This is a genomic window from Micromonospora sp. NBC_01655 (assembly GCF_026339755.1).
Classification (GTDB): domain Bacteria; phylum Actinomycetota; class Actinomycetes; order Mycobacteriales; family Micromonosporaceae; genus Micromonospora.
On record NZ_JAPEQF010000001.1, the window covers coordinates 774,630 to 792,347 of the forward strand.

The 17,718-nt window shown below is 68.6% G+C and carries 20 protein-coding genes and 2 pseudogenes; 13 read left to right on the forward strand and 9 right to left on the reverse strand.

Annotated features, from left to right (window positions below; genetic code table 11):
* Positions 1-135: 135 nt before the first annotated feature.
* Positions 136-846, reverse strand: a pseudogene (locus OOK41_RS03740) (IS6 family transposase); the annotation flags it as partial.
* A gap of 345 nt (positions 847-1,191) precedes the next feature.
* Between OOK41_RS03740 and OOK41_RS03745 the strand changes: the two are divergent.
* Together OOK41_RS03745 and OOK41_RS03750 are read left to right on the forward strand one after the other, a co-directional pair.
* Positions 1,192-1,704: an FBP domain-containing protein gene (locus OOK41_RS03745; protein WP_207892716.1), complete on the forward strand. Its 513-nt coding sequence runs from the start codon at positions 1,192-1,194 to the stop codon at positions 1,702-1,704.
* Positions 1,704-2,264 (forward strand): TetR family transcriptional regulator, encoded by a 561-nt coding sequence (locus OOK41_RS03750; protein ID WP_207892717.1) that lies wholly within the window; start codon positions 1,704-1,706, stop codon positions 2,262-2,264. The genes OOK41_RS03745 and OOK41_RS03750 overlap by 1 nt, the downstream gene beginning before the upstream one ends.
* Positions 2,265-2,561: 297 nt before the next feature.
* Here OOK41_RS03750 and OOK41_RS03755 read toward each other — a convergent pair whose 3' ends face one another.
* From OOK41_RS03755 to OOK41_RS03765, 3 genes and pseudogenes are all read right to left on the reverse strand, one after another.
* Entirely contained in the window at positions 2,562-3,116 is a 555-nt protein-coding gene (locus tag OOK41_RS03755) for a hypothetical protein (protein ID WP_266262977.1), read from the reverse strand.
* Positions 3,113-3,709, reverse strand: a complete 597-nt coding sequence (locus OOK41_RS32005) for a helix-turn-helix domain-containing protein (RefSeq protein WP_266262978.1) — start codon at positions 3,707-3,709, stop codon at positions 3,113-3,115. The genes OOK41_RS03755 and OOK41_RS32005 overlap by 4 nt, the downstream gene beginning before the upstream one ends.
* A gap of 86 nt (positions 3,710-3,795) precedes the next feature.
* Positions 3,796-3,936 (reverse strand): annotated as a pseudogene (locus OOK41_RS03765) (IS5/IS1182 family transposase); the annotation flags it as partial.
* Positions 3,937-4,009: 73 nt separating this feature from the next.
* On the opposite strand from OOK41_RS03765, the gene OOK41_RS03770 reads away from it, so the two are divergent.
* Positions 4,010-4,159: a hypothetical protein gene (locus OOK41_RS03770; protein WP_266262979.1), complete on the forward strand. Its 150-nt coding sequence runs from the start codon at positions 4,010-4,012 to the stop codon at positions 4,157-4,159.
* Between the two features lie 77 nt (positions 4,160-4,236).
* Here OOK41_RS03770 and OOK41_RS03775 read toward each other — a convergent pair whose 3' ends face one another.
* Complete coding sequence (locus OOK41_RS03775; RefSeq protein WP_266262980.1) at positions 4,237-5,451, reverse strand: FhaA domain-containing protein; 1,215 nt, start codon at positions 5,449-5,451, stop codon at positions 4,237-4,239.
* A 140-nt stretch (positions 5,452-5,591) separates the two neighbouring features.
* On the opposite strand from OOK41_RS03775, the gene OOK41_RS03780 reads away from it, so the two are divergent.
* The 3 genes from OOK41_RS03780 (at position 5,592) to OOK41_RS03790 (ending at position 7,375) form a co-directional block, all read left to right on the forward strand.
* Positions 5,592-6,434, forward strand: coding sequence for an IS5 family transposase (locus OOK41_RS03780; protein ID WP_266262981.1), 843 nt, complete (start codon positions 5,592-5,594; stop codon positions 6,432-6,434).
* Positions 6,431-6,850: a hypothetical protein gene (locus tag OOK41_RS03785; RefSeq protein ID WP_266262982.1), complete on the forward strand. Its 420-nt coding sequence runs from the start codon at positions 6,431-6,433 to the stop codon at positions 6,848-6,850. Before OOK41_RS03780 ends, OOK41_RS03785 begins: the two co-directional genes overlap by 4 nt.
* Positions 6,851-6,970: 120 nt before the next feature.
* Entirely contained in the window at positions 6,971-7,375 is a 405-nt protein-coding gene (locus OOK41_RS03790; protein WP_117668323.1) for a hypothetical protein, read from the forward strand.
* Positions 7,376-8,008: 633 nt separating this feature from the next.
* Here OOK41_RS03790 and OOK41_RS03795 read toward each other — a convergent pair.
* The gene (locus OOK41_RS03795; RefSeq protein WP_266262983.1) at positions 8,009-8,425 is read right to left on the reverse strand and encodes a hypothetical protein; all 417 of its coding nucleotides are present in this window, start codon (positions 8,423-8,425) and stop codon (positions 8,009-8,011) included.
* Positions 8,422-9,729 carry a helix-turn-helix transcriptional regulator gene (locus OOK41_RS03800; protein ID WP_266262984.1) on the reverse strand — a complete coding sequence of 436 codons (1,308 nt, stop codon included), beginning with the start codon at positions 9,727-9,729 and terminating at the stop codon, positions 8,422-8,424. Before OOK41_RS03800 ends, OOK41_RS03795 begins: the two co-directional genes overlap by 4 nt.
* Before the next feature lie 302 nt (positions 9,730-10,031).
* Here OOK41_RS03800 and OOK41_RS03805 point away from each other — a divergent pair, with 302 nt between their 5' ends.
* The 6 genes from OOK41_RS03805 to OOK41_RS03830 all read left to right on the forward strand — a co-directional run bounded on the left by OOK41_RS03805 (position 10,032) and on the right by OOK41_RS03830 (position 14,982).
* Entirely contained in the window at positions 10,032-10,466 is a 435-nt protein-coding gene (locus OOK41_RS03805; RefSeq protein WP_117668324.1) for an NUDIX hydrolase, read from the forward strand.
* 151 nt (positions 10,467-10,617) lie between these two features.
* Complete coding sequence (locus OOK41_RS03810; RefSeq protein ID WP_266262985.1) at positions 10,618-12,588, forward strand: ABC transporter ATP-binding protein; 1,971 nt, start codon at positions 10,618-10,620, stop codon at positions 12,586-12,588.
* A gap of 11 nt (positions 12,589-12,599) precedes the next feature.
* Entirely contained in the window at positions 12,600-13,220 is a 621-nt protein-coding gene (locus OOK41_RS03815) for an AAA family ATPase (protein ID WP_266262986.1), read from the forward strand.
* A 134-nt stretch (positions 13,221-13,354) separates the two neighbouring features.
* Positions 13,355-13,678, forward strand: a complete 324-nt coding sequence (locus OOK41_RS03820; protein WP_266262987.1) for a hypothetical protein — start codon at positions 13,355-13,357, stop codon at positions 13,676-13,678.
* Positions 13,675-14,430, forward strand: a complete 756-nt coding sequence (locus OOK41_RS03825) for a nucleotidyltransferase family protein (RefSeq protein ID WP_266262988.1) — start codon at positions 13,675-13,677, stop codon at positions 14,428-14,430. The genes OOK41_RS03820 and OOK41_RS03825 overlap by 4 nt, the downstream gene beginning before the upstream one ends.
* A gap of 174 nt (positions 14,431-14,604) precedes the next feature.
* A complete protein-coding gene (locus OOK41_RS03830) occupies positions 14,605-14,982 on the forward strand; it encodes a hypothetical protein (RefSeq protein ID WP_266262989.1) in 378 nt (125 codons plus the stop codon).
* Positions 14,983-15,196: 214 nt separating this feature from the next.
* On the opposite strand, the gene OOK41_RS03835 is transcribed toward OOK41_RS03830, so the two are convergent.
* Together OOK41_RS03835 and OOK41_RS03840 are read right to left on the reverse strand one after the other, a co-directional pair.
* On the reverse strand, positions 15,197-15,760 hold the full coding sequence (locus tag OOK41_RS03835) for a hypothetical protein (RefSeq protein WP_128763567.1): 564 nt from the start codon (positions 15,758-15,760) through the stop codon (positions 15,197-15,199).
* 124 nt (positions 15,761-15,884) lie between these two features.
* A complete protein-coding gene (locus OOK41_RS03840; RefSeq protein ID WP_266262990.1) occupies positions 15,885-16,571 on the reverse strand; it encodes an ISAs1 family transposase in 687 nt (228 codons plus the stop codon).
* A gap of 272 nt (positions 16,572-16,843) precedes the next feature.
* Here OOK41_RS03840 and OOK41_RS03845 point away from each other — a divergent pair, with 272 nt between their 5' ends.
* On the forward strand, positions 16,844-17,659 hold the full coding sequence (locus OOK41_RS03845; RefSeq protein ID WP_266262991.1) for an SAM-dependent methyltransferase: 816 nt from the start codon (positions 16,844-16,846) through the stop codon (positions 17,657-17,659).
* The last annotated feature ends 59 nt before the right edge of the window (positions 17,660-17,718 follow it).

Sequence of the window (17,718 nt, forward strand, 5' to 3'; positions counted from 1 at the left end):
ATAGAGGGCCGGCAGTGCAGAGACCGGATGTCACCTCATCTCCTGATCGTTGGCAACTTCTTCCGCAGCGGCGACCGGCTCTGTTGCATTGGCGGATCGGTGGGCACGCCGAGCCGCGTCAGCGGGCATTGGCCGGATCGCTCGCGCCAGTTCGGTGAAGGCGGCGGCCACTCGTAGCGCGGGCGGGACGTCGAGTCCGAGTTCGTAGTGTCCGCGTCGGAGGTTCTGCACGAAGGCGCGTGGCCGGTGATGATCGTCTGGGCGGTGCGGTCGGTGTGTAGCCCGCGCATCGGTCTGAGCCGGTGCGTGAGCTGGCTGTGATCAGTCTCGATCGGATTGTTGGCATGCCGCTCGACGTGGTGCCACGCCGACGGAACCTGCTCGTCGAGCACCCTCGGGTAGACCGGGTTCGCGTCGGTGACAACCTCGCTGGGCGTGACCTTCAGCGAGTTCAGCGCTCGATGGAAGAACCGCCGGGCCGCGGCGGCGTCCCGACGTGCCGAGACGAGCACGTCGATGACCTGCCCGTGCTGGCCCACTGTCCGGTAGACGTACCGCCAGACCCCGTTGACCTTGACATAGGTTTCGTCAACGTGTCAGCGGTCACCCGGTGCGTGGCGCGCGAAGCGGGCGGCGTCGGCCAGCAGCGGGGTGAACTGCTGCACCCACCGGTAGACGGTGATGTGATCCACCTCCTCACCGTGTTCGACCAGCAGCTCCTCCACGTCTCGGTAGGAGAGGTTGAACCGCGGGTATCAGCGGACCGCCAGGACGATCACCTCGGGTCGGGAACCGGAACCCGACGAACGCCGATGCGGGCGCTGACCAGGACCCGAGACGAGACAGCGACCTCACCGGTCAAGCAGACCACATCGGGCAAGCTGGAGTCGATCATGCTTCCGCCCAACGCAACAGAGCCCGGTGTTGTCTGCCAACGATCGATGAGGCGGGGATCGGGGCGAGGCGGTATCGACCCGTTCGGTGAGTCCGCGTGCATCGATCGGCGGTCGGGCCGTGCGCCGGGTTGAGGGTGCGGGCGGGGCGCAGGGGGCGATGAGCTTGGCTTCTACCCGGCGGTGAAGGGAAGTTCGGACGGTGGGTCGCATCGGAAGTCGTTAGACGAGGAACTTGTACCGACTTACAATTTGTAACCGTGTACAGGATTTGCCAGGAGGTGACGTCGTGCGGGCCATGAGCCGGGACGAGGTGCGGGGTGCGATCGCGAACCTGGACGCGGTCGGGAGCAAGGTGCGTCTGCCGGCCTGGTTCGACGAGGTCGCGTGGGACAAGCTCGACTACCTCGGGTGGCGAGATCCCCGAGCGCCATTGCGCGCCTACCTGGTCACCGACATCGACGGCACGGCGTCGGGCGCATTGCTCCGCCAGAGTCCGAGCCGGGCTGAGCTCGGCGGGCGAGCGGTCATGTGCTCGCTGTGCCACTTCATGCGCCGCTTCAACGAGGTCGCCCTCTTCACCGCGCCGCGCCCCTCTGCGGACAAGCGCCAGCGGCTGAGCACGCTCGGCATCCTCGTGTGCACCGACCTCGACTGCGTTACGAAGGTGCACAGCGCGCCCGTCCTCGGGCCGCTCGACCCACCGGTCGACGAGATCATTCAGGCGCGCAGGGAGGGGCTGCGGGTGCGTACCGTCTCGTTCCTACGCTCGGTGTCGAGCACTCCGCGAAGCGTACGAGGGAGGGGATGATGGCGTATCTGGCGCGTGCCGAGCGGCGCCGCTCGATCGTGGAGGCGGCGGCCGCCGTGGTCGAGCGCGACGGCCTGAGTGCGGTGACGGCCAGAATCGTGGCGGACGAGCTTGGCGGGTCGCAGGGTCAGATCCACCACCACTTCGCGTCGACCGACGAACTCGCCGGGGAGGCCTGGCGGCACTACGCCGCGCAGCAGATCGATGAGTATGAGCACGAGGTCGACGGCCTCGATGCGTACGACGCGCTCGTGCTCTTCTTCGTCGACCTCGTCAGCACCGACGGGGACGGGCACGCGCTTGCGCGGTGGGCCGAGGCGAACGCACACGCGCAGCAGCGTCCCCTCGTCGCGAGGAGCTACGTCGAGACGCTCACACGGCTGACCGACGTCCTCGCCTCGGTCTTGGCCGGGGACTCCGACGCCGCGCATGCGCGAACGGCCGCCTGGCGGATCCTCATGCTTGGGGTCGGGCTCGCCGGGCTCACCCGCATCACCGAGGACTCACCCGTACCGGCCCGTGACGTCATGCTGTCGGCGATCCGAGCAGAGACGGGCTGACGCTGACCCGCACCCTTCCTTGTGGGCGACCGCGACGACTTCCCGGCGGAACTCCGGCGGGAACGCATGTGCGGGCTATCCGGTCGGCGATCCACGCTCCCAGCCTGAGCGCCGGACCGAGGCTACCGGCTTCCTGTGGGATTCCTACTGGCCCCCGAGTGCGGGTGCCGGTGGTGGTTTCGCCGAGGTCCGGGGTGGGTGGGTGTCGGGTCGGCATTCAAGGCGCGCCCACGGCGCGCGGTGTGCCGGCCCAGCGGCAAGCCCATCCTCGGCCCGGCCCTTGGGCAGCCGGGGCGGTTAGCCCAGGTCTGCCGGTGGCCGCGCGCGGTTGCTAAGGCTGACCTTGACCTCCGCCTCGATGGCGTCCTTGCGTTCACTGGCTACCGGGATCGTCACGTAGGCGCGGACGTCAAGCCCCTGCAGGACGATCCACCACCCGCGCTCCGAGAGAGACCACTGGTCGACTTGCAGTTCCTCGTCTTCCGGGAAATCGTCTATCTCGGCCTGCATCAACCGTTCTCGTAGAGCCTTCCGCGCAATCTGGACCGCTTGAGGCTGACTGAGAATCTTGGGACTACTGCGGCGCAGTAGACGCGAGACAGCGGCTTTGAACAGGTCATAGGCTGCGTTGCCCAGCACCCCGGCGCCTACCGCGCCACCCACCCAAACCACCGCTGCGGTCAGCACTGCCGCGTCGTCGATGCCTGCGGGATACGCACGCGAAGGCGGCCCCTCGCTGGGCGGCGGCGGTGGGGGCGGATACGGATAGGGCCCCTCGCTGCGCGGCGGCGGTGGGGGCCAAAGATAGGGATGGTGATCTTCGTTGGGTAGCGGGGGAAGGCTGCTACTCATACACGAAGGATAGCGACAGACATCGAAGGCCCCTGGCAACTACGCGACTGCTGCCGGAACCCGCAGACCCGGTGCTGTTGCCTGCTGCCGAGCTCGACGGCGGATGATCCTCGGTGCCGGCCGCCGGCCGTCGAGTCGGCCGCGACGATGAGTTGCCCAACATCGAGGGCGGGGTGCCGCTCCGACGGCACCACCAAGGTCTGGGCCACCCAGGGGCCGGGCCGGCGCAGCATCTCCAACCGGATCCGCCGCGATCCCCACCGGGGATGCTCCCGACGCATCTCCGCCACCGCGACCTCGACCGCCTCCACCACCCGACCCGGAGACGAGTGCGGCCGGTGCGACCGGTCTGCCAACCCGGCCAACTGCTCGGTCAGATACCGGCCCACCCACCGATGCACCGTCGACCGATGCACCCCACAGTTGGCGGCCACCTCCGTCACAACCGAACCAGCCAGCACCGCACGGACCGCGTCCAACCGTTGCTCAACAACCGACAAGACAACCAGCGCCCATCCCAGCCTCCCTGAGTCCCGACGCCCCGCGGAGACGTCGAGCCCAGAGTGCCGAGATCGACCACTGTCGCAGATCACCTGGCGGACGTGTGTCGCACATCAGCCGACGGAGGACAAGTCAAGACCGCCAGGAGACCTAGTTTCAAGGTCTTTGCGGCCGACGACCTCTTTCCGGCGTCGGTGCCCTGTGTGGGTGGTGGGACGTTGGTAGAGGTCTTCACGCTCTGGCTGTCCATGACGGACGCTGTGGGGTGGATCGCGCGTCCGTGGTGGTCACGCACGAGGCCGGTGAGCTGGTAGTTCATCAGCCGGTACCTGCTTCCCGGTGCCATCGCCCCCTACTTCCGTGCCCTGCGGCCTGACCAGGAGACAGGCGAGTTGCAGACGACAGACGTGGTCCACGCCTACGCCGCCGACCACGACGTCCTCGTCTCGCCCGTCACCGGCGACTACTACGACGGCGGCAACGTGTCGGGCTGTCTCGCGGCGAACAACGCCGTCGCTCGTCTCACCGGCATCACGTCCTGACCGGGGTGCTTCATCCGTTCAGGGGCCTGTCTCGCCAACGCCTACGCAGTCCCTCCCGAACGGCCCTCGCTGCCGCCTCAGGAGCCGGGTTCGATGCGGGACACGACCCGGATACGGCCGGTCGTCAGCCGCGGGTCCACTTCGATGACGATCGACAGCTCACCCCACACGCGCCACTGCTGTTCGGCGACGTATTCGGCGAGCCATGCGACGAGTTCTTTGGTGAGTGCCTCATGGTAGGGGCTCAGCCGACTCCAGTCGAATGGTGACAGCCCGAGTACGTACCGGTTCGGTACCAAAATGAAGCCGTCCAGAACAATTCGGCGCTCCACCACCTCGTCCTGGATCCCATGGAGGAGCTCTATTGGATACAGCGGATTGGTAGGCGTACGCCGGAAGGCTCGCCGCACGAGTCCGCGCAGGCCCGACTCGAACCGGGTCGCCGGACCGACCCGAGGTCCGGACGGTGGCGCTGTCTCCGCATCTGTTGGCACTGCGTGCAGTTGGCTACGGATCCATTCGGCAGGGTCGCGTACGTCCGATCCCGGGTCGTATGCCGGGTTGCGGGTCAGAGCCAGGAGGTCGACCGTGTCGGTGCCACGTTGATGCGGTGGGCGCATCCCGCTGGCCGTCATCTCCCGGCGGATCTGGCGATATATGTCGGGCAGCGCGATCAGCTCACCACCGCCGTGCAGCCCACCTGTCAACAGGCTGAGTAGATGGCCGGTGAAGACCGTGTACCGTGCGCCCTGCGGCGCCAGGGCGGGCGCGTTGGCCGGAGTTGCGGCAAGGATCCAGGTACCCGCGATTTCGAGTTGATCGAGTACGCCGGGCGCGTCGCCCATCAGATCCTGAGCCGCTCGACCGCTGTAGCAGCAGTCGAGGATGACGATGCGGTTGTTCGCGGGACTGTCCAGGACCACGTCACGAAGGTGTTCGTACGGCAGCGCGCTGAGCGCCAACTCGGCGGGGTCGCTGTCGGACGTGCAAAGGAACAGGTCGTGCCGGCGTGGACCGGTCATGCCGTGACCAGCGAAGTAGACCACCAGTGTGTCCTCGGCCTGCGCGGCCGCGTTCCGCAGCGCCCGGGAGACGTCTCTGGGGTCAGCGGGGTCCCGTAACCGGACACAGTGCTCTGGCTTGAACCCACCGTTGGCAGGGTCGGTGAGTGCCTCGGCCAGGGCATTGACGTTGTTGGTCACAGACGGCAGGTCGGAAAGGTCTTTGGCGTGGTAGGCGGCGGTGCCGACGAGGACCACTCGGGAACGGGCCGGGTCGGGAAGACGGGTCATGGGGTTCCTTCGCCTGGCTCTGGGGTCCGCCGCGGTCTTAGAGGGTGGTTCGGTAGCTTTCGTCCATTGTGGGTTTGGGCCCGCGTGTGAATGTGAGCCATGGTCGTAACCGGTGGGGTTCCGGCCGCGTTGGCCTGATCATGGGTGAGCGTGCGGCGTATCCGAGTGACCTGACCGATGAGCAGTGGGCGGTGGTCGGACCGTTCCTGCAGGCGTGGAAAGACCGGCATCCGTCAGTGTCGGGACATCAGGGCCGCTACGAGCTACGGGAGATCGTGAACGCGATCTTCTACCAGAACCGGACCGGTTGTCAGTGGGCGTACCTGCCGCACGACCTGCCGCCGAAGTCCGCGACCTACTACTACTTCGCCCTGTGGCGCGATGACGGCACCGACCAGGTGATTCATGATCTGCTGCGCTGTCAGGCGCGGGAGAAGGCCGGCCGGGCGGAGGACCCGACCGCGGTGGTGTTGGACACCCAGTCGATCCGGGCCGCCAACCACGTCCCGACCGCGACGACCGGCAAGGACGCCGCGAAGAAGGTCCCGGGCCGTAAACGGGGCCTCGCGGTCGACGCCCTGGGGCTGATCATCGCGGTCGTGGTCACCGCCGCGTCGGTCACCGACAACGCGATCGGCGTGCGACTGCTGGACAACGTCATGGCGCACACCCCGACGGTGACCAAGGCGTGGGTCGACGCCGGGTTCAAAGACGACGTGCAGATCCACGGCGCGGTCAACGGTATCGACGTCGAGCAGGTCAAACGCTCTGACACCACGGCCGGGTTCGTGCCGATCGCCCGCCGGTGGGTGGTGGAGCAGACCAACGGCACGTTGATGCTGCACCGCCGGCTGGTCCGCGAGTACGAGAGCCGAACCGCCTCAGCGGTGTCACGCACCTGGTGGGCCTCGACGGCGAACCTCATCCGCCGCCTGACCGGCACCACCACCACGTCCTGGCGCGACCCGGGCCACCAACGGTGACCCAGCCGTCGCTGCTGAACCTGCTCACCGAACGCGAAACCGCCGCCGGCATCACCGTCGATCGGCTCCGCGAGCAGATCGCCTCCCTCACCGACCAGCTCACCGCGGCCGAAACCGACGTGGCCGAACTCGCCATCACCCGCAAGACGCTACTGAGCCTGGGCGGCCATCTCGACGTGGCTGCACCTGCTGACCCGACCGTCGCCAGCCCCGCCTACCAGCAGATCCTCGCCGTGTTCCACGGCGCCACCGCACCGATGCGCGCCAAGGACATCTGCCGCGCCCTCGGCACCGGCACCACCGCGAAGAACACCGAAGGGCTCCGAGCCAAGCTCAAACGCCTCGTCGCCCGCCAGATCCTCACCGAACCCGAGGCCGGCCTGTTCACTCTCGCCCCGCCGACACCGTCCGCCTAACCCCTACCAACAGGGCCTCTAGCGAACCACCAAGCCCACATCGGACATGGGCTCCCGAACCACCCTCTTAAGAGCTCTAACGGTCACCATTATCGTGGCGGCCAGGCGCATACTGGACGGGTGTACGCGCAAATTTCTGTCGTCGGCGGCGACGAAGCGGACCTCAGCTCTCTCTTCGACTGGCTGCGCCTTGAGGACGGCCTGCGGGGTCGGTTGACCTTCGTGCCTGTGCCGGCCGGGCCGGACGAGATGGGCGCGGCGTGGGACGTGTTGAGCGTCGCGCTGGCGAGTGGCGGCACACTGTCCGTTCTGGCTGGATCATTGGCGGTGTGGTTCCAGCAACCCCGTCGCCCCAACATTAAGATCGAGATCTCGGTGTCCCAGGATGACACTCGGATCGTGGTGGACGCGACGAACGTCAAGAACGTCGAGCAGATCCTCCGGCAGGTCAGTTCCCTGTCGTCCGCGCCCGCCGAACCACGAGGCCCGTCATTGGCTGCCCTGCCCGACCAGCCCGCTCAATAGGTCGCGCGATCTCTAGCCTCGATGATTCGTGCGCCCAGCGGACCTGGAGGCGAGTGCGTAGCTCAGCCGTAGTCGTAGCTCGTCGTCGCCTGCCGGTGGAAGTCCGGTCCGGGTAGTGGCCAGGAGGCCCGGTAGCAGGCTGGCGGCTCGGTCTGGAAACGGGTCGGGTCGAAGCCCAGCGTCGTTTCAGGGGAGCGACTGAGCGGTCCGTAGCATGACGCGAAGCCTGCGCGTCGTTAGAGGTCTCGCCCGTTGGGGTGGGGCAGAGGGAGTGCCGAGCCCCCGAATTCAGGGTGAAGGCCATGGAAGCGGTCCGGCGCCCGTAGGCCGCCGTCGTCAGTGTGTTTCCTCAGGAGTCCAGCGACCGGCTACGGCTCTTTCTTGCGGTGGTCAATCACCTGCGATTGCGATCCGAGTGCCGCGAACGCTGGCTGCACGCCGATCCACCTCCGGCTCCGGTCGACCTGGGTGCCCAGTGCACGCGAGGCCGCTGAAGGCGATGACGAGGGGTACCGGAACGGCTGCCACGTAGCGGGCGTTAAGAGGTATCACGCCGATCGTTGGTCGGCCTGCTGCGGTGACGGTGAGCTGATCGTGTGGTGCTCCGATGGTGCTCGGATGTTCGGCACCCGATCAACACGAGCGCGACTGTTCCAGCATCGCAGCCGTTTCGCCGCCCGCCGACCATGGTGGCCCGTTGAGCGCAACGCCTAGACCAGCAGAAACGAAACACCGTCCGTCGGGACTACGTAGATTTCGGATCTGTCTCACATCCACAGGCCCCCGTTTAGGGGCGCGGTTGCCACGGTCGACCATCGGTAGGTGCGGGCCGTCGAGCGGCACCGGGTCCAGTCCAGGCAGTGTGAGTTGCTGTTGTAGGACGGTGCCGTGGTGGTGGAGTGCGGGCTGCTGTTGGAAGGTGAGGTGCCAGGCGTAGAAGTGGCGGCCGGCGTGCCAGCCGGGACGCCAGTACCAGTGCTCGGTGAGGGTGGGCAGGTCCTGGTAGCTGGTCCACCGTTGCCGCAGGCTGGTCACCTCCCGGCTGCTCATGTCGGCGATCGTAGGCCCGCCGGTGGCGCCGCGCGGGGCTGTGTGCGGTCGGCGAGCAGGTCCGCGACGTCCTGTATCCGTCGGTGGTGGCGCAGGGGGTGCGCGGCGGTGAGGAACTGGTGGGTGCGTTGGTGGACGGATTCGAAGCGCTGGTCGGCGGTGAGGGTGAGTGCTTGCAGCGCCAACTCGGCTGCCTGGTCGGGGTCGTCGGCGTGTAGGTGGGCGGTGGCCAGGTCGAGGCGGCTGAGCGCTTGTGGGCCGCGTAGCTGGGCGGTGTCGAAGGCGGCGATGGCGGTGGTGAGGTGGCTGGCGACGTCGGTGGTGTGGCCGAGGGTCAGGTAGGCGGTTGCGGCGTTGGCCGCGGTGCGGAGGGGGCAGTAGGGGCCGAGGGTGAGGCTGGTGCTGACCTGCCCGTCCGGCGGGTGCTCGGTGAGAAGGCGGAAGGCGCGGTCGACGGCGCGGTCGACGCCGTGCCGGTCGCCGAGGTGGGCGAGTGCCCGTGCCTGGCCGTTGATCGTGAGTCGGATCCGGTGTGGGCCGGTGCCGGCATGGCGTAGGCCGTCTTCGGCGTAGGCGAGCGCGTCGCGGTGGTTGCCGGTGTAGAAGGCGACCAGGCTCTGGGTGGCGCGGGCCCAGGCCTGGGTATCGGGTTGTTGGGCGGCGTGGGCGAGGTCGAAGGCTTCGGCGGCGTAGGCGTGTGCGACGCGGAAGGCGCGTAGGTCCAGGGCGAGGGCGGCGAGGAGCCCGGACAGGTGCGCGGCGGCGGTATACAGCCGGGCGCGTTGTGGCGGGTGCTGCCGGCCGGCCATCAGCTGATCGACGCAGGCCCGCAGTGGACGCAGCCGGGCCACGAGGGTCGCAGGTGGGCAGCGTTCGTTGTCGGCGATCGCCTGCCGGACTTCGTCTTCCAGGTGCGCCAGCCGCGCGTCGTCGTCGATGGAAGTGGTCAGCGCCGACCGGCGGGCGGCGATGGTGTCCTCAGGCTCCCACCACACCGCTGCGTTATCGCTGGTGAGGCTGGCGCTTCTGGGCCGAGCCGGCGAGCGGTGGCGACGGTGGTTCAGGTCGGCGATCCGGTCGTACTCGGCGGTCAGCACGCCACCGGTGCGCAGCATCTGGTCGCAGCGGGTCCAGAACGGCCGCTCGGGGTGCTGCCGGCCGGTTTCGGTGTTCGCTATCGAGCTGCGTCCGTACTGCACGAGCCGGGCGAGGCTGTGCTGGGTGTGGCCGGCGTCTTTGCGCAGGTGGGCGAGGTGGCGGCCGAGCGCGTGGCGGGCGGTGGTGATCTCGTCGTGGTCGCCCATCGCTGCCACCCCCGGTCGCTGTGGTCACGGTGAGCGAACACCATAGCCGCCCCGGTGACGCTTTCCGCGCCGTCGGAGACAGCCCCGCCCGGCCGCCGACTGTGCCCGCCCAGGGCACGCCGCAGGTGCCGGCAGGTCGGGGCGGCGGTGCTGTCGAAGTCGGTGTGGTGTCGGAGTTGGTGTCGGAATCTGCCGACAATGTCGGCGCACGGCGCTGTGGGCGTGTCGCCCCTGCCGCGTCCTACCGTCCCTGCATGCCTTCCGGACGCCGCGATTTCACTGCTGATCTGCCCCGTAAACGGATGGCCGCTGGGCTGCTGATCACCGACGCGGACGAGCGGATTCTGCTGGTCGAACCGGTCTACAAGGCGGAGTGGGAAATCCCCGGCGGGTGCGTCGAGGCTGACGAGTCGCCGCTGCAGGCCGTGATCCGGGAGTGCCGTGAGGAACTCGGTCTGGGCCTGTCGCCGGGCCGGCTACTCGTCGTGGACTGGGTACCGGCCCAGGACGGGCGCACCGAAGGCGTCATGGTCATCTACGACGGCGGCACCCTCGACCCCACTGCGACGAAGCGGATTGTGGTGCCGCCGGGCGAGTTGAAGGGTTGGGCGTGGTCCGACCCGCTACAGGCCGGCCAGCGGTTACGGCCGCTGCTGGCCCGCCGGATCGCCGAGGCGCTGCACGCCCGCGCTGACGGGTGCTGCCACTACCTCGAAGACGGCGTCAGGGTCACCTGACCGCAGGCCACCCGGGGCTCTTCCTGATGGAGGCGGAGCTTCGGCGGCACCAGCCGAGCACCGACGGGGCATCTGCGGGTCCTGCCGTTCGCCATCGAGACGCCACCACCCACCGAAGTTCACCCTGCCCACCCTCTCGGGAGGTACCGCCATGCCCAAAACCGACCACCCTGACCCCACGCCTGCCCGTCCCGAACCGCCGCAGCGGGATTCGGTGTTGCCGGAGCTGCGGGAGGTGTGGTGGGAGAGCGGGGTGCGGGCGCGGGCGGAGGCCGGCCTGTTCGCCGTCTTCTCCGAGCTGCCCCGGCTGGTCTGGTCCGCGCTCGTGGTGAGCTGGCGCGCCGACCGGGTACGGACGTCGGTGGTGGCGGCGACGACGGTGGGTGCGGGGGTGCTGGCGGCGTTCGGGCTCCTCGCTGCGCAGCGGGTGCTGGTGGAGTTGTTCGCCGGCGGCCCGACCGCCGACAAGGTGACCGCCGCGCTGCCCGCCCTGGCAGCGCTCGCGGCGGTGACCGCGCTGCGCGCCGGCATGGCCACCGCCATGGGGTACGCGCAGAACGGCCTCACCCCGAAGGTGGACCGGGAGGTCGAACGGGGCCTGTTCGAGGTGACCACGGCGGTGCGGTTGGAGGCGTTCGACGCCGACGCGTTCGCCGACGACATGGAACGCGCCTCCCGCGGCGCGAACTCCACCACCGGTCTGGTGCAGGCGTCGATGAACCTGCTCGCCGGCCTCGCCGGGGTCCTCGCCGTCGCGGTCGCCGTGGTGGTGGTCCACCCGCTGCTGCTGCTCGCCCTGCTCGTGGCGACCGTGCCGAACGGGTGGGCGTCGCTGCGCGCCGGGCACCTGCGCTACCAGACCTACGCCGCCGGATCGGTACGCCGTCGACGGTTGTGGCTGCTGCACCGGCTGATGGCCGAACGCGACTCCGCCCCCGAACTGCGCTCCTACGGGCTACGCGAATTCCTGCTCGACCAGTACGACCGGGTCATGAGCGTCGAGACCAGCATCCAACTCGCCCTGGCGCGGCGGGTCACCACGACCACCACCGTCGGCGCGATGATCGGCGGCGTGGCGACCGCCGTGGTCTACGTCCTACTCGGCCTGCTGCTCATCGACGGGCAGATTCCCCTCGCCGCCGCCGCGACCTGCGTCATCGCCGTCCAGTCCGCGCAACGCTCCCTGACCGTGGTCACCTTCCAGGTCGACCGCGTCTATACCGAGGGGCAGCACTTCCGCGACTACACCGGCTTCATGACCCGCGCCGCCGACTTCCTGCCACCGCACACCAGCCCGGCCCCCCGGATGCCGGCAACAGACCGGCTGCGCGAGATCACCGTCGACGCGGCGAGCCTCCGCTACCCCGACCGTGACAGTGCAGCCGTCGACCAGGTCACCCTGACCATCGAGGCCGGGCAGACGGTGGCGTTCGTCGGGGAGAACGGCTCCGGCAAGTCCACCCTCGCCACCATGATCGCCACTCTCCGCACCCCCACCGGCGGAACCATCCAATACAACGGCCGACCAATCGACGAGTGGGGCATCGACGCGCTACGGGCCCGGATCGGGGTCGTGACACAGGAGTACCACAAGTGGCCCTTCACCGCCGCCACGAACATCGCCGTCGGCGACATCGCCACCACCGCCGAGCAGGACCAGATCGAGGCCGCCGCCGCCCGCGCCGTCGCCCACGACATGATCACCGAGCTGCCCCACGGGTATGAGACGCTGCTCGACCGCACCTTCGCCGGCGGCCAGGACCTCTCCGGCGGGCAGTGGCAACGCATCACCGCCGCCCGCGGGTTCCTGCGCGACGCCGACGTGCTCATCATGGACGAACCGTCATCCGCCCTCGACCCCCGCGCCGAGGACGCCCTCTTCCAGGCCATCCGCGACCGGCAAGGGCGGAGCATCACCATCCTGATCACCCACCGGCTGGCCAACGTCCGCCACGCCGACCGCATCTACGTCCTGCACCACGGCCGCCTCGTCGAAGCCGGCACCCACGACCAGCTCATGACCGCCCACGGACGGTACGCCGAGCTGTTCACCCTCCAAGCCGCCGGCTACGACACCACCGCACCCGGCGCGACGGTGCCCCGACAGACCGCGACCGCCTGAAAGAGCACGCCATGACGACGTCGAACCCCACGAAGCCCGTGCCCCCAACGTTGGTGATCATTCGGGGAAACTCCGGCAGCGGAAAGACCACGGCCGCCCACGAGGCCCGGTGCCGCTTCGGACGTGGCGCCGCCCTGCTGGAGCAGGACTACCTGCGCCGAACCGTGCTCCGGGAGCACGACAGTGCCCGCATCGACCCGGTAGCCCCCGCGTTCATCACCGCGACCGCCCGCACCGCACTCGACCTGGGCTACCACGTCATCCTCGAAGGCATCCTGCACACCGAACGCTACGCCACCTTGCTGCACCAGCTCATCAACAACCACCCTGGACCGGTCGCCGTCTTCTACCTGGACGTGTCCTTCGACGAGACCGTCCGCCGCCACCTCGGCCGGGCCGAGCCGATCCCCGTCACCCCCGACGAGATGCGCCACTGGTACACCCACCGCGACCTGCTCGACACCCCCGGAGAAACCGTCATCCCCGAAACCAGCACCTTCGCGCAGACGGTCACCACGATCCTGGACGCCAGCGGCCTCGCCACGGTCGTGCCGCAGACGCCCTGCCCACGACGATGCCCGCACTGCGCCCGCAAAGCCGACCAGACGACCTCCGCGACGGAGGCGCCTTGACACCGCCTCTGGACCGGAACGTCGCAGCTCAGGCCCGCCTGTGTCAGCCACAAGGCGCTCAATGCGTACGCCTCCAAGGAAGAAGGACCGCATCGATGAGAGACACGCCGCCGACGCCTCGACGGACAACCGAGGTGACCAGCACGTTCGTGATCGATGGTATTCCGGGACGGCTATCCACGGCCGCCACGCCCAGCGGCGAGCTTCGTCACGTCGACCTGCGGGCCGGAAAGCACGGCTCCACCCTGGCCGGGCTCACCGAGGCCCTGTCCACCGCGATCACCACCGCACTACACGCCGGAGCACCCCCTGCCACGTTCGTCGACGCGTTCCGGCGCACCCGCTACGTTCCGGCCGGCACCACCAGCGACCCGGACGTGCCGTATGCGACATCGTTGAGCGACTACCTCGCCCAGCGACTGCGCCACGACCACCCTGACATGGCGGAACGGCCATGACGGCGCTCTCCGCTGGTTGGGCGGACCCGGCAGACGTCGGGCGCGGTGACGAGTTGCGGGAGCTGGTCAGGGCCAACGCATCGCTGATGCGGGCGCTGACCGTGGTGCGGGACTCGGGACTGCCCGACGCGTGGATCGGCGCAGGTGTCCTGCGCGACCTGGTCTGGGGGCACCGCTACGGCGACGGGTTCGACCTGCGCGCGGTACGGGATGTGGACGTGCCGTTCTTCGACCCCGCCGACCTGAGCCGGGACAACGACCAGCGGGCCACCGCCCGGCTGGCCGCCATCGAGCCGGGCCTGCCGTGGGAGGCGAAGAACCAGGCCGCCGTGCACACCTGGTACCCGCAACGATTCGGCGGACCGCCGGTTCCACCGTTTCGCAGCATCGCCGAGGCGGTCGCGACATGGCCTGAGTACGTCACCGCCGTCGCGATCCACCTCGACCCCGACAACCACATCGCGGTCTGCGCGCCGCACGGCCTTGATGATCTCCTCGACGGCGTGTGGCGGCGCAACCCCACCCGAGTCAGCGAACAGACTTTCCAGCAACGGGTTGCCCGGCACCAGCCGGCGCATCGGTGGCCCATGTCCGCGTCATTACCGGTCCTCCCGCAGGCAGGGAGGGCCGGTGACCAGGTTGTTCCTCGTCGATGGGCACCAGCTGCTCTACCGGGCCTGGTTCGGGTTTCCCGCCCGGATCGCCAGCCGCGGCGAGTTGATCAACGGTTACGACGAGTACCGATCCCTTGATGTTCGGCATCAGGAGGAGGAGACCGAGGCGGCCCGTCATGCCCGCTGGGGAGCGGTCCTGGATCGTCGGATGATCGTCGAGGCGGCGCAGGGTCACGACAAGCCACTCTTGTCCCCGGTTGATGTCGTGGCGGGAGACGCGGCGTTTGTGGGGCCAGCTTGGCGGAGTAGTTGTTGCTGTCGGTGTTGACAGTGGCCCTGCTGCCGTCGATGGTCGCCGTCTGCGTGCGCCGGTTCGTGACCTTCGCGTCGTCGGCGGTGACCGTGAGCGTGGCGATCTCATCGACGTTGACGCCCGATCCGCGACCGGTGATGGTGGCGGTGCCCCATTTCTCGCCGAGCAGCATGCTGTCCGTGCCGCGAATGGTTACCGTGGTCGCGGCTGCGATGTTGCCGGAGGCGTTGTTTGCCTCGATGGTCACGGTCCCGCAGTTGCCTTCGATGACGGGCGTAGCGTCGTCGGCCTGGATCGTGATGTTCTCGCCGTCCTCGCAGTGGCTGCGGTTGACTGGGCCCGCGCGAACGACTTGCGGCTGGGCCAGTCTCGCGTAGGCCCCATTCGCAACCTCGCTGAGAGCGTTGTCGCCGCGACAAGATCGGCGCGGAACGGCCGACGGTGGTACGCGAACGCCCAGCAGAGAGGTGGGCCGCGGTTCCGAGAGCCCGGTCGACGGTGGCCGACGAAGGCCGACCGCACGTCGGCGAACTTGAAGCCCCGGCCGCCTACGGGATCCGCCACCGGCGGCACCCGTGTCCCGCCCCGGTGTCAGTCCAGCCAGTACCAGCCGTCGCCGAGCGACCAGCGCATCCGGCAGGGGTCCGCGAAGCAGTCGAAGCTTGTGTCACCCGGCGTCCCGGTGAGGTGCGCGTAGCCGGCCGCGCCGTCTGGCGTGCCGACCCAGACCGGCAGGAGGATGCCCGTCGGCCCGCTGCCCTCGGTGCCGATCCGCACCGCCCGCCCCATGGACGACAGGTGCCGCAGATCCTTCGGCAGAACCTGGCCGTACCGGTCGCCGTACTCGGCTGTGACCTTGTCGGCGAGCCCGGCCGCGGTGCGGAAGTCGTCCCGGTGGAGGCGGTAGAAGTTGTGGACGAAAACGGACGTCCAGTCGACGGCCACGATCGCCACCGGGGCCAGCAACCCAGGAACCAGCACCAGCGTCAGCGCCTTGACCGGCCCGACCCTGCGCCACAGGGCCACCAGGGCGATTCCGGTGACGGCCATCGCCAGCAGCCAGCCCAGCCCGGTGATGATCAGGCTGAGCAACCACAGGTTGGCCAGCCGAAGGCCAAAGAGATGCAGCCCGGCGACGACTCCCCATGCCGCCACGACCCCGACCACCCAACCGGCGACGACACGGCCACGCGGGCGTACAGCTGTCGTGGTACCACCTGCGGCGACGGGCATCCGCTCATTATGAATGTGGGCCGCAACCAGGGCGCCGGCAAAGTCCTCAGGTGATGTCGAGTAGGGCCAGCGATCGGTTACTGTCGCGGGCGTGGTGGCGGTTGGCGGCGGCGATGTTGGTGACGCCGGTCAGGCGTAGGGCGCCGATGGCGGCGTTGCGCAGGGATGCCATGACCTGTGGTCCGGTACCGGTGCGGATCTGGGATCGGTCTTCGTCGTAGGTGACGTCGCGTACCCGGTGGACCTTGTTCTCGATCGACCAGTGACCGCGGATCCACCCTGCGAGGTGCTCTGGCCTGGCTTGGTGAACGTGGAGGTCGGTGATCGCGTAGACGGTTTCGGTGGTGAAGCGTTTCGGCTGGTCGAGCCGGCGTCGGCGGCGTCGGATCTGCAGTGCTTGGGCGGCGTGGGGGAAGTCGATCCCGGCGGAGATTGACAGGATCTTGCACGTGCGGATCTCCCGGCGCCCGTGGCCACGGTCGCTGTCACGGGCGGCGTCGGGAACGGCCCGCCAGGGCAAGCGGGCCAGTTGGGCGTGCAGGCTGGGCTGGTTGCCCTTCACGGTGAGAATCCAGTGGGCGCCGCGTTCGGCGAGGTAGGCGACGTGCTCGCGCTGGCAGTGCAGCGCGTCGGCGGTTACCACCGTGTCGCGCAGGTCGCTGAGCTGGTCGAGCAGGGGTGCGAAGCGGGTGATCTCGTTGGTCTTGCCGTCGACGTCGGTGCCTCTCCCCAAGACTGCTGGTCGGGCCATTGAAGGTCGCGGCGACGGTCGCTACCAGGCTGCTGGCCCTCACGGAGCTGGTGCGTCCCAAGCCGCAACCCGCATCAAAAGGCGCGAACAGTCGTTTGATATTTCATCACCAAAGGGGCCAATAGCCATTGGACCTGTCTAGTTGGTGTCAACCTCGCCGGTCGGTACTCTCGGGGCAGACACGGCGGCTCGTATCGGGTTTAGTGGGAGTCTGACGGCGAGATCAGCTCAGCACTGACGAGGAGACTAGGCGGATGAAATCCTCACCCTGGCGCCCAGGAGCGGAGAAAGGCCGAGCGACGCCCGCTGGCTTCTATGACGCGCTCATCGGCGGCGAGTGGAACCTCCCCGCGGATCGCGAGCTGGCCGAGAAGGCGCTGAAAGTCATTCCCACGATTAAGCATGGCGCGATAACCTCGCGGGCGTTCCTCCGGCGGGCGGTGCACCATTTCGCGCAGGAGGGATATGACCAGTTCCTCGACCTGGGCTCCGGCATCCCCGCGACTGGCAATGTGCATGAGATCGCTCAGATCAATCGTCCTGGCGCCCGAGTGGTGTATGTCGACAACCACGCCGTCGCGGTGATGACCGGGCAACAAATCCTCCGGGACAACCCGGATGCCGTCTCCATCCTCGGAGATGCCCGCAACCCCGAGGCGGTGCTGGGCGATGAGGAACTCAACAAGACAATCGATCTCGACCGGCCGGTCGTGCTCCTGGCCGTGGCGCTGCTGCACTACCTCACGGATGAGGACCACCCCTACGAGGTCATGGCGCAACTGCGGGACAGACTGGCGCCCGGGAGCGTGCTGGTGCTGACGCACGGCGCCAGCGAGTCGTACGCGCCAAGCCAGGCACAGCAGGTGCAGGCCGCCTTCGCCGCCTCCGAGGCACCGAAGCCGGTCACCAGGAACTACGACGAGGTCCTGAGGTTCTTCGGCGACTTCGAGATGATCGACCCGGGGTTGGTGTGGCTGCCGCAGTGGCGGCCCTCCCCCGACGACCCACAGTGGTTTGTCTCGGACCCGGTCCGCTCCGGTGCCCTCGCTGGCGCCGCCCTCAAACGCTGACCAACCGCCGTCCCCTGCACCTTCTGCTGGCCCGGTCGGCGTCGCGCTACGGCGCTGCC

Bases quoted from the DNA above. Each gene is read 5' to 3' on its own strand.
- OOK41_RS03750 (WP_207892717.1), top strand. From the start codon at position 1,704: ATGGCGTATCTGGCGCGTGCCGAGCGGCGCCGCTCGATCGTGGAGGCG.
- OOK41_RS03775 (WP_266262980.1), bottom strand. From the start codon at position 5,451: ATGACCCGTCTTCCCGACCCGGCCCGTTCCCGAGTGGTCCTCGTCGGC.
- OOK41_RS03815 (WP_266262986.1), top strand. From the start codon at position 12,600: ATGACGACGTCGAACCCCACGAAGCCCGTGCCCCCAACGTTGGTGATC.
- OOK41_RS03845 (WP_266262991.1), top strand. From the start codon at position 16,844: ATGAAATCCTCACCCTGGCGCCCAGGAGCGGAGAAAGGCCGAGCGACG.
- OOK41_RS03745 (WP_207892716.1), top strand. From the start codon at position 1,192: ATGAGCCGGGACGAGGTGCGGGGTGCGATCGCGAACCTGGACGCGGTC.
- OOK41_RS03795 (WP_266262983.1), bottom strand. From the start codon at position 8,425: ATGAGCAGCCGGGAGGTGACCAGCCTGCGGCAACGGTGGACCAGCTAC.
- OOK41_RS03805 (WP_117668324.1), top strand. From the start codon at position 10,032: ATGGCCGCTGGGCTGCTGATCACCGACGCGGACGAGCGGATTCTGCTG.
- OOK41_RS03755 (WP_266262977.1), bottom strand. From the start codon at position 3,116: ATGAGTAGCAGCCTTCCCCCGCTACCCAACGAAGATCACCATCCCTAT.
- OOK41_RS03810 (WP_266262985.1), top strand. From the start codon at position 10,618: ATGCCCAAAACCGACCACCCTGACCCCACGCCTGCCCGTCCCGAACCG.
- OOK41_RS03825 (WP_266262988.1), top strand. From the start codon at position 13,675: ATGACGGCGCTCTCCGCTGGTTGGGCGGACCCGGCAGACGTCGGGCGC.
- OOK41_RS03800 (WP_266262984.1), bottom strand. From the start codon at position 9,729: ATGGGCGACCACGACGAGATCACCACCGCCCGCCACGCGCTCGGCCGC.
- OOK41_RS03780 (WP_266262981.1), top strand. From the start codon at position 5,592: ATGGGTGAGCGTGCGGCGTATCCGAGTGACCTGACCGATGAGCAGTGG.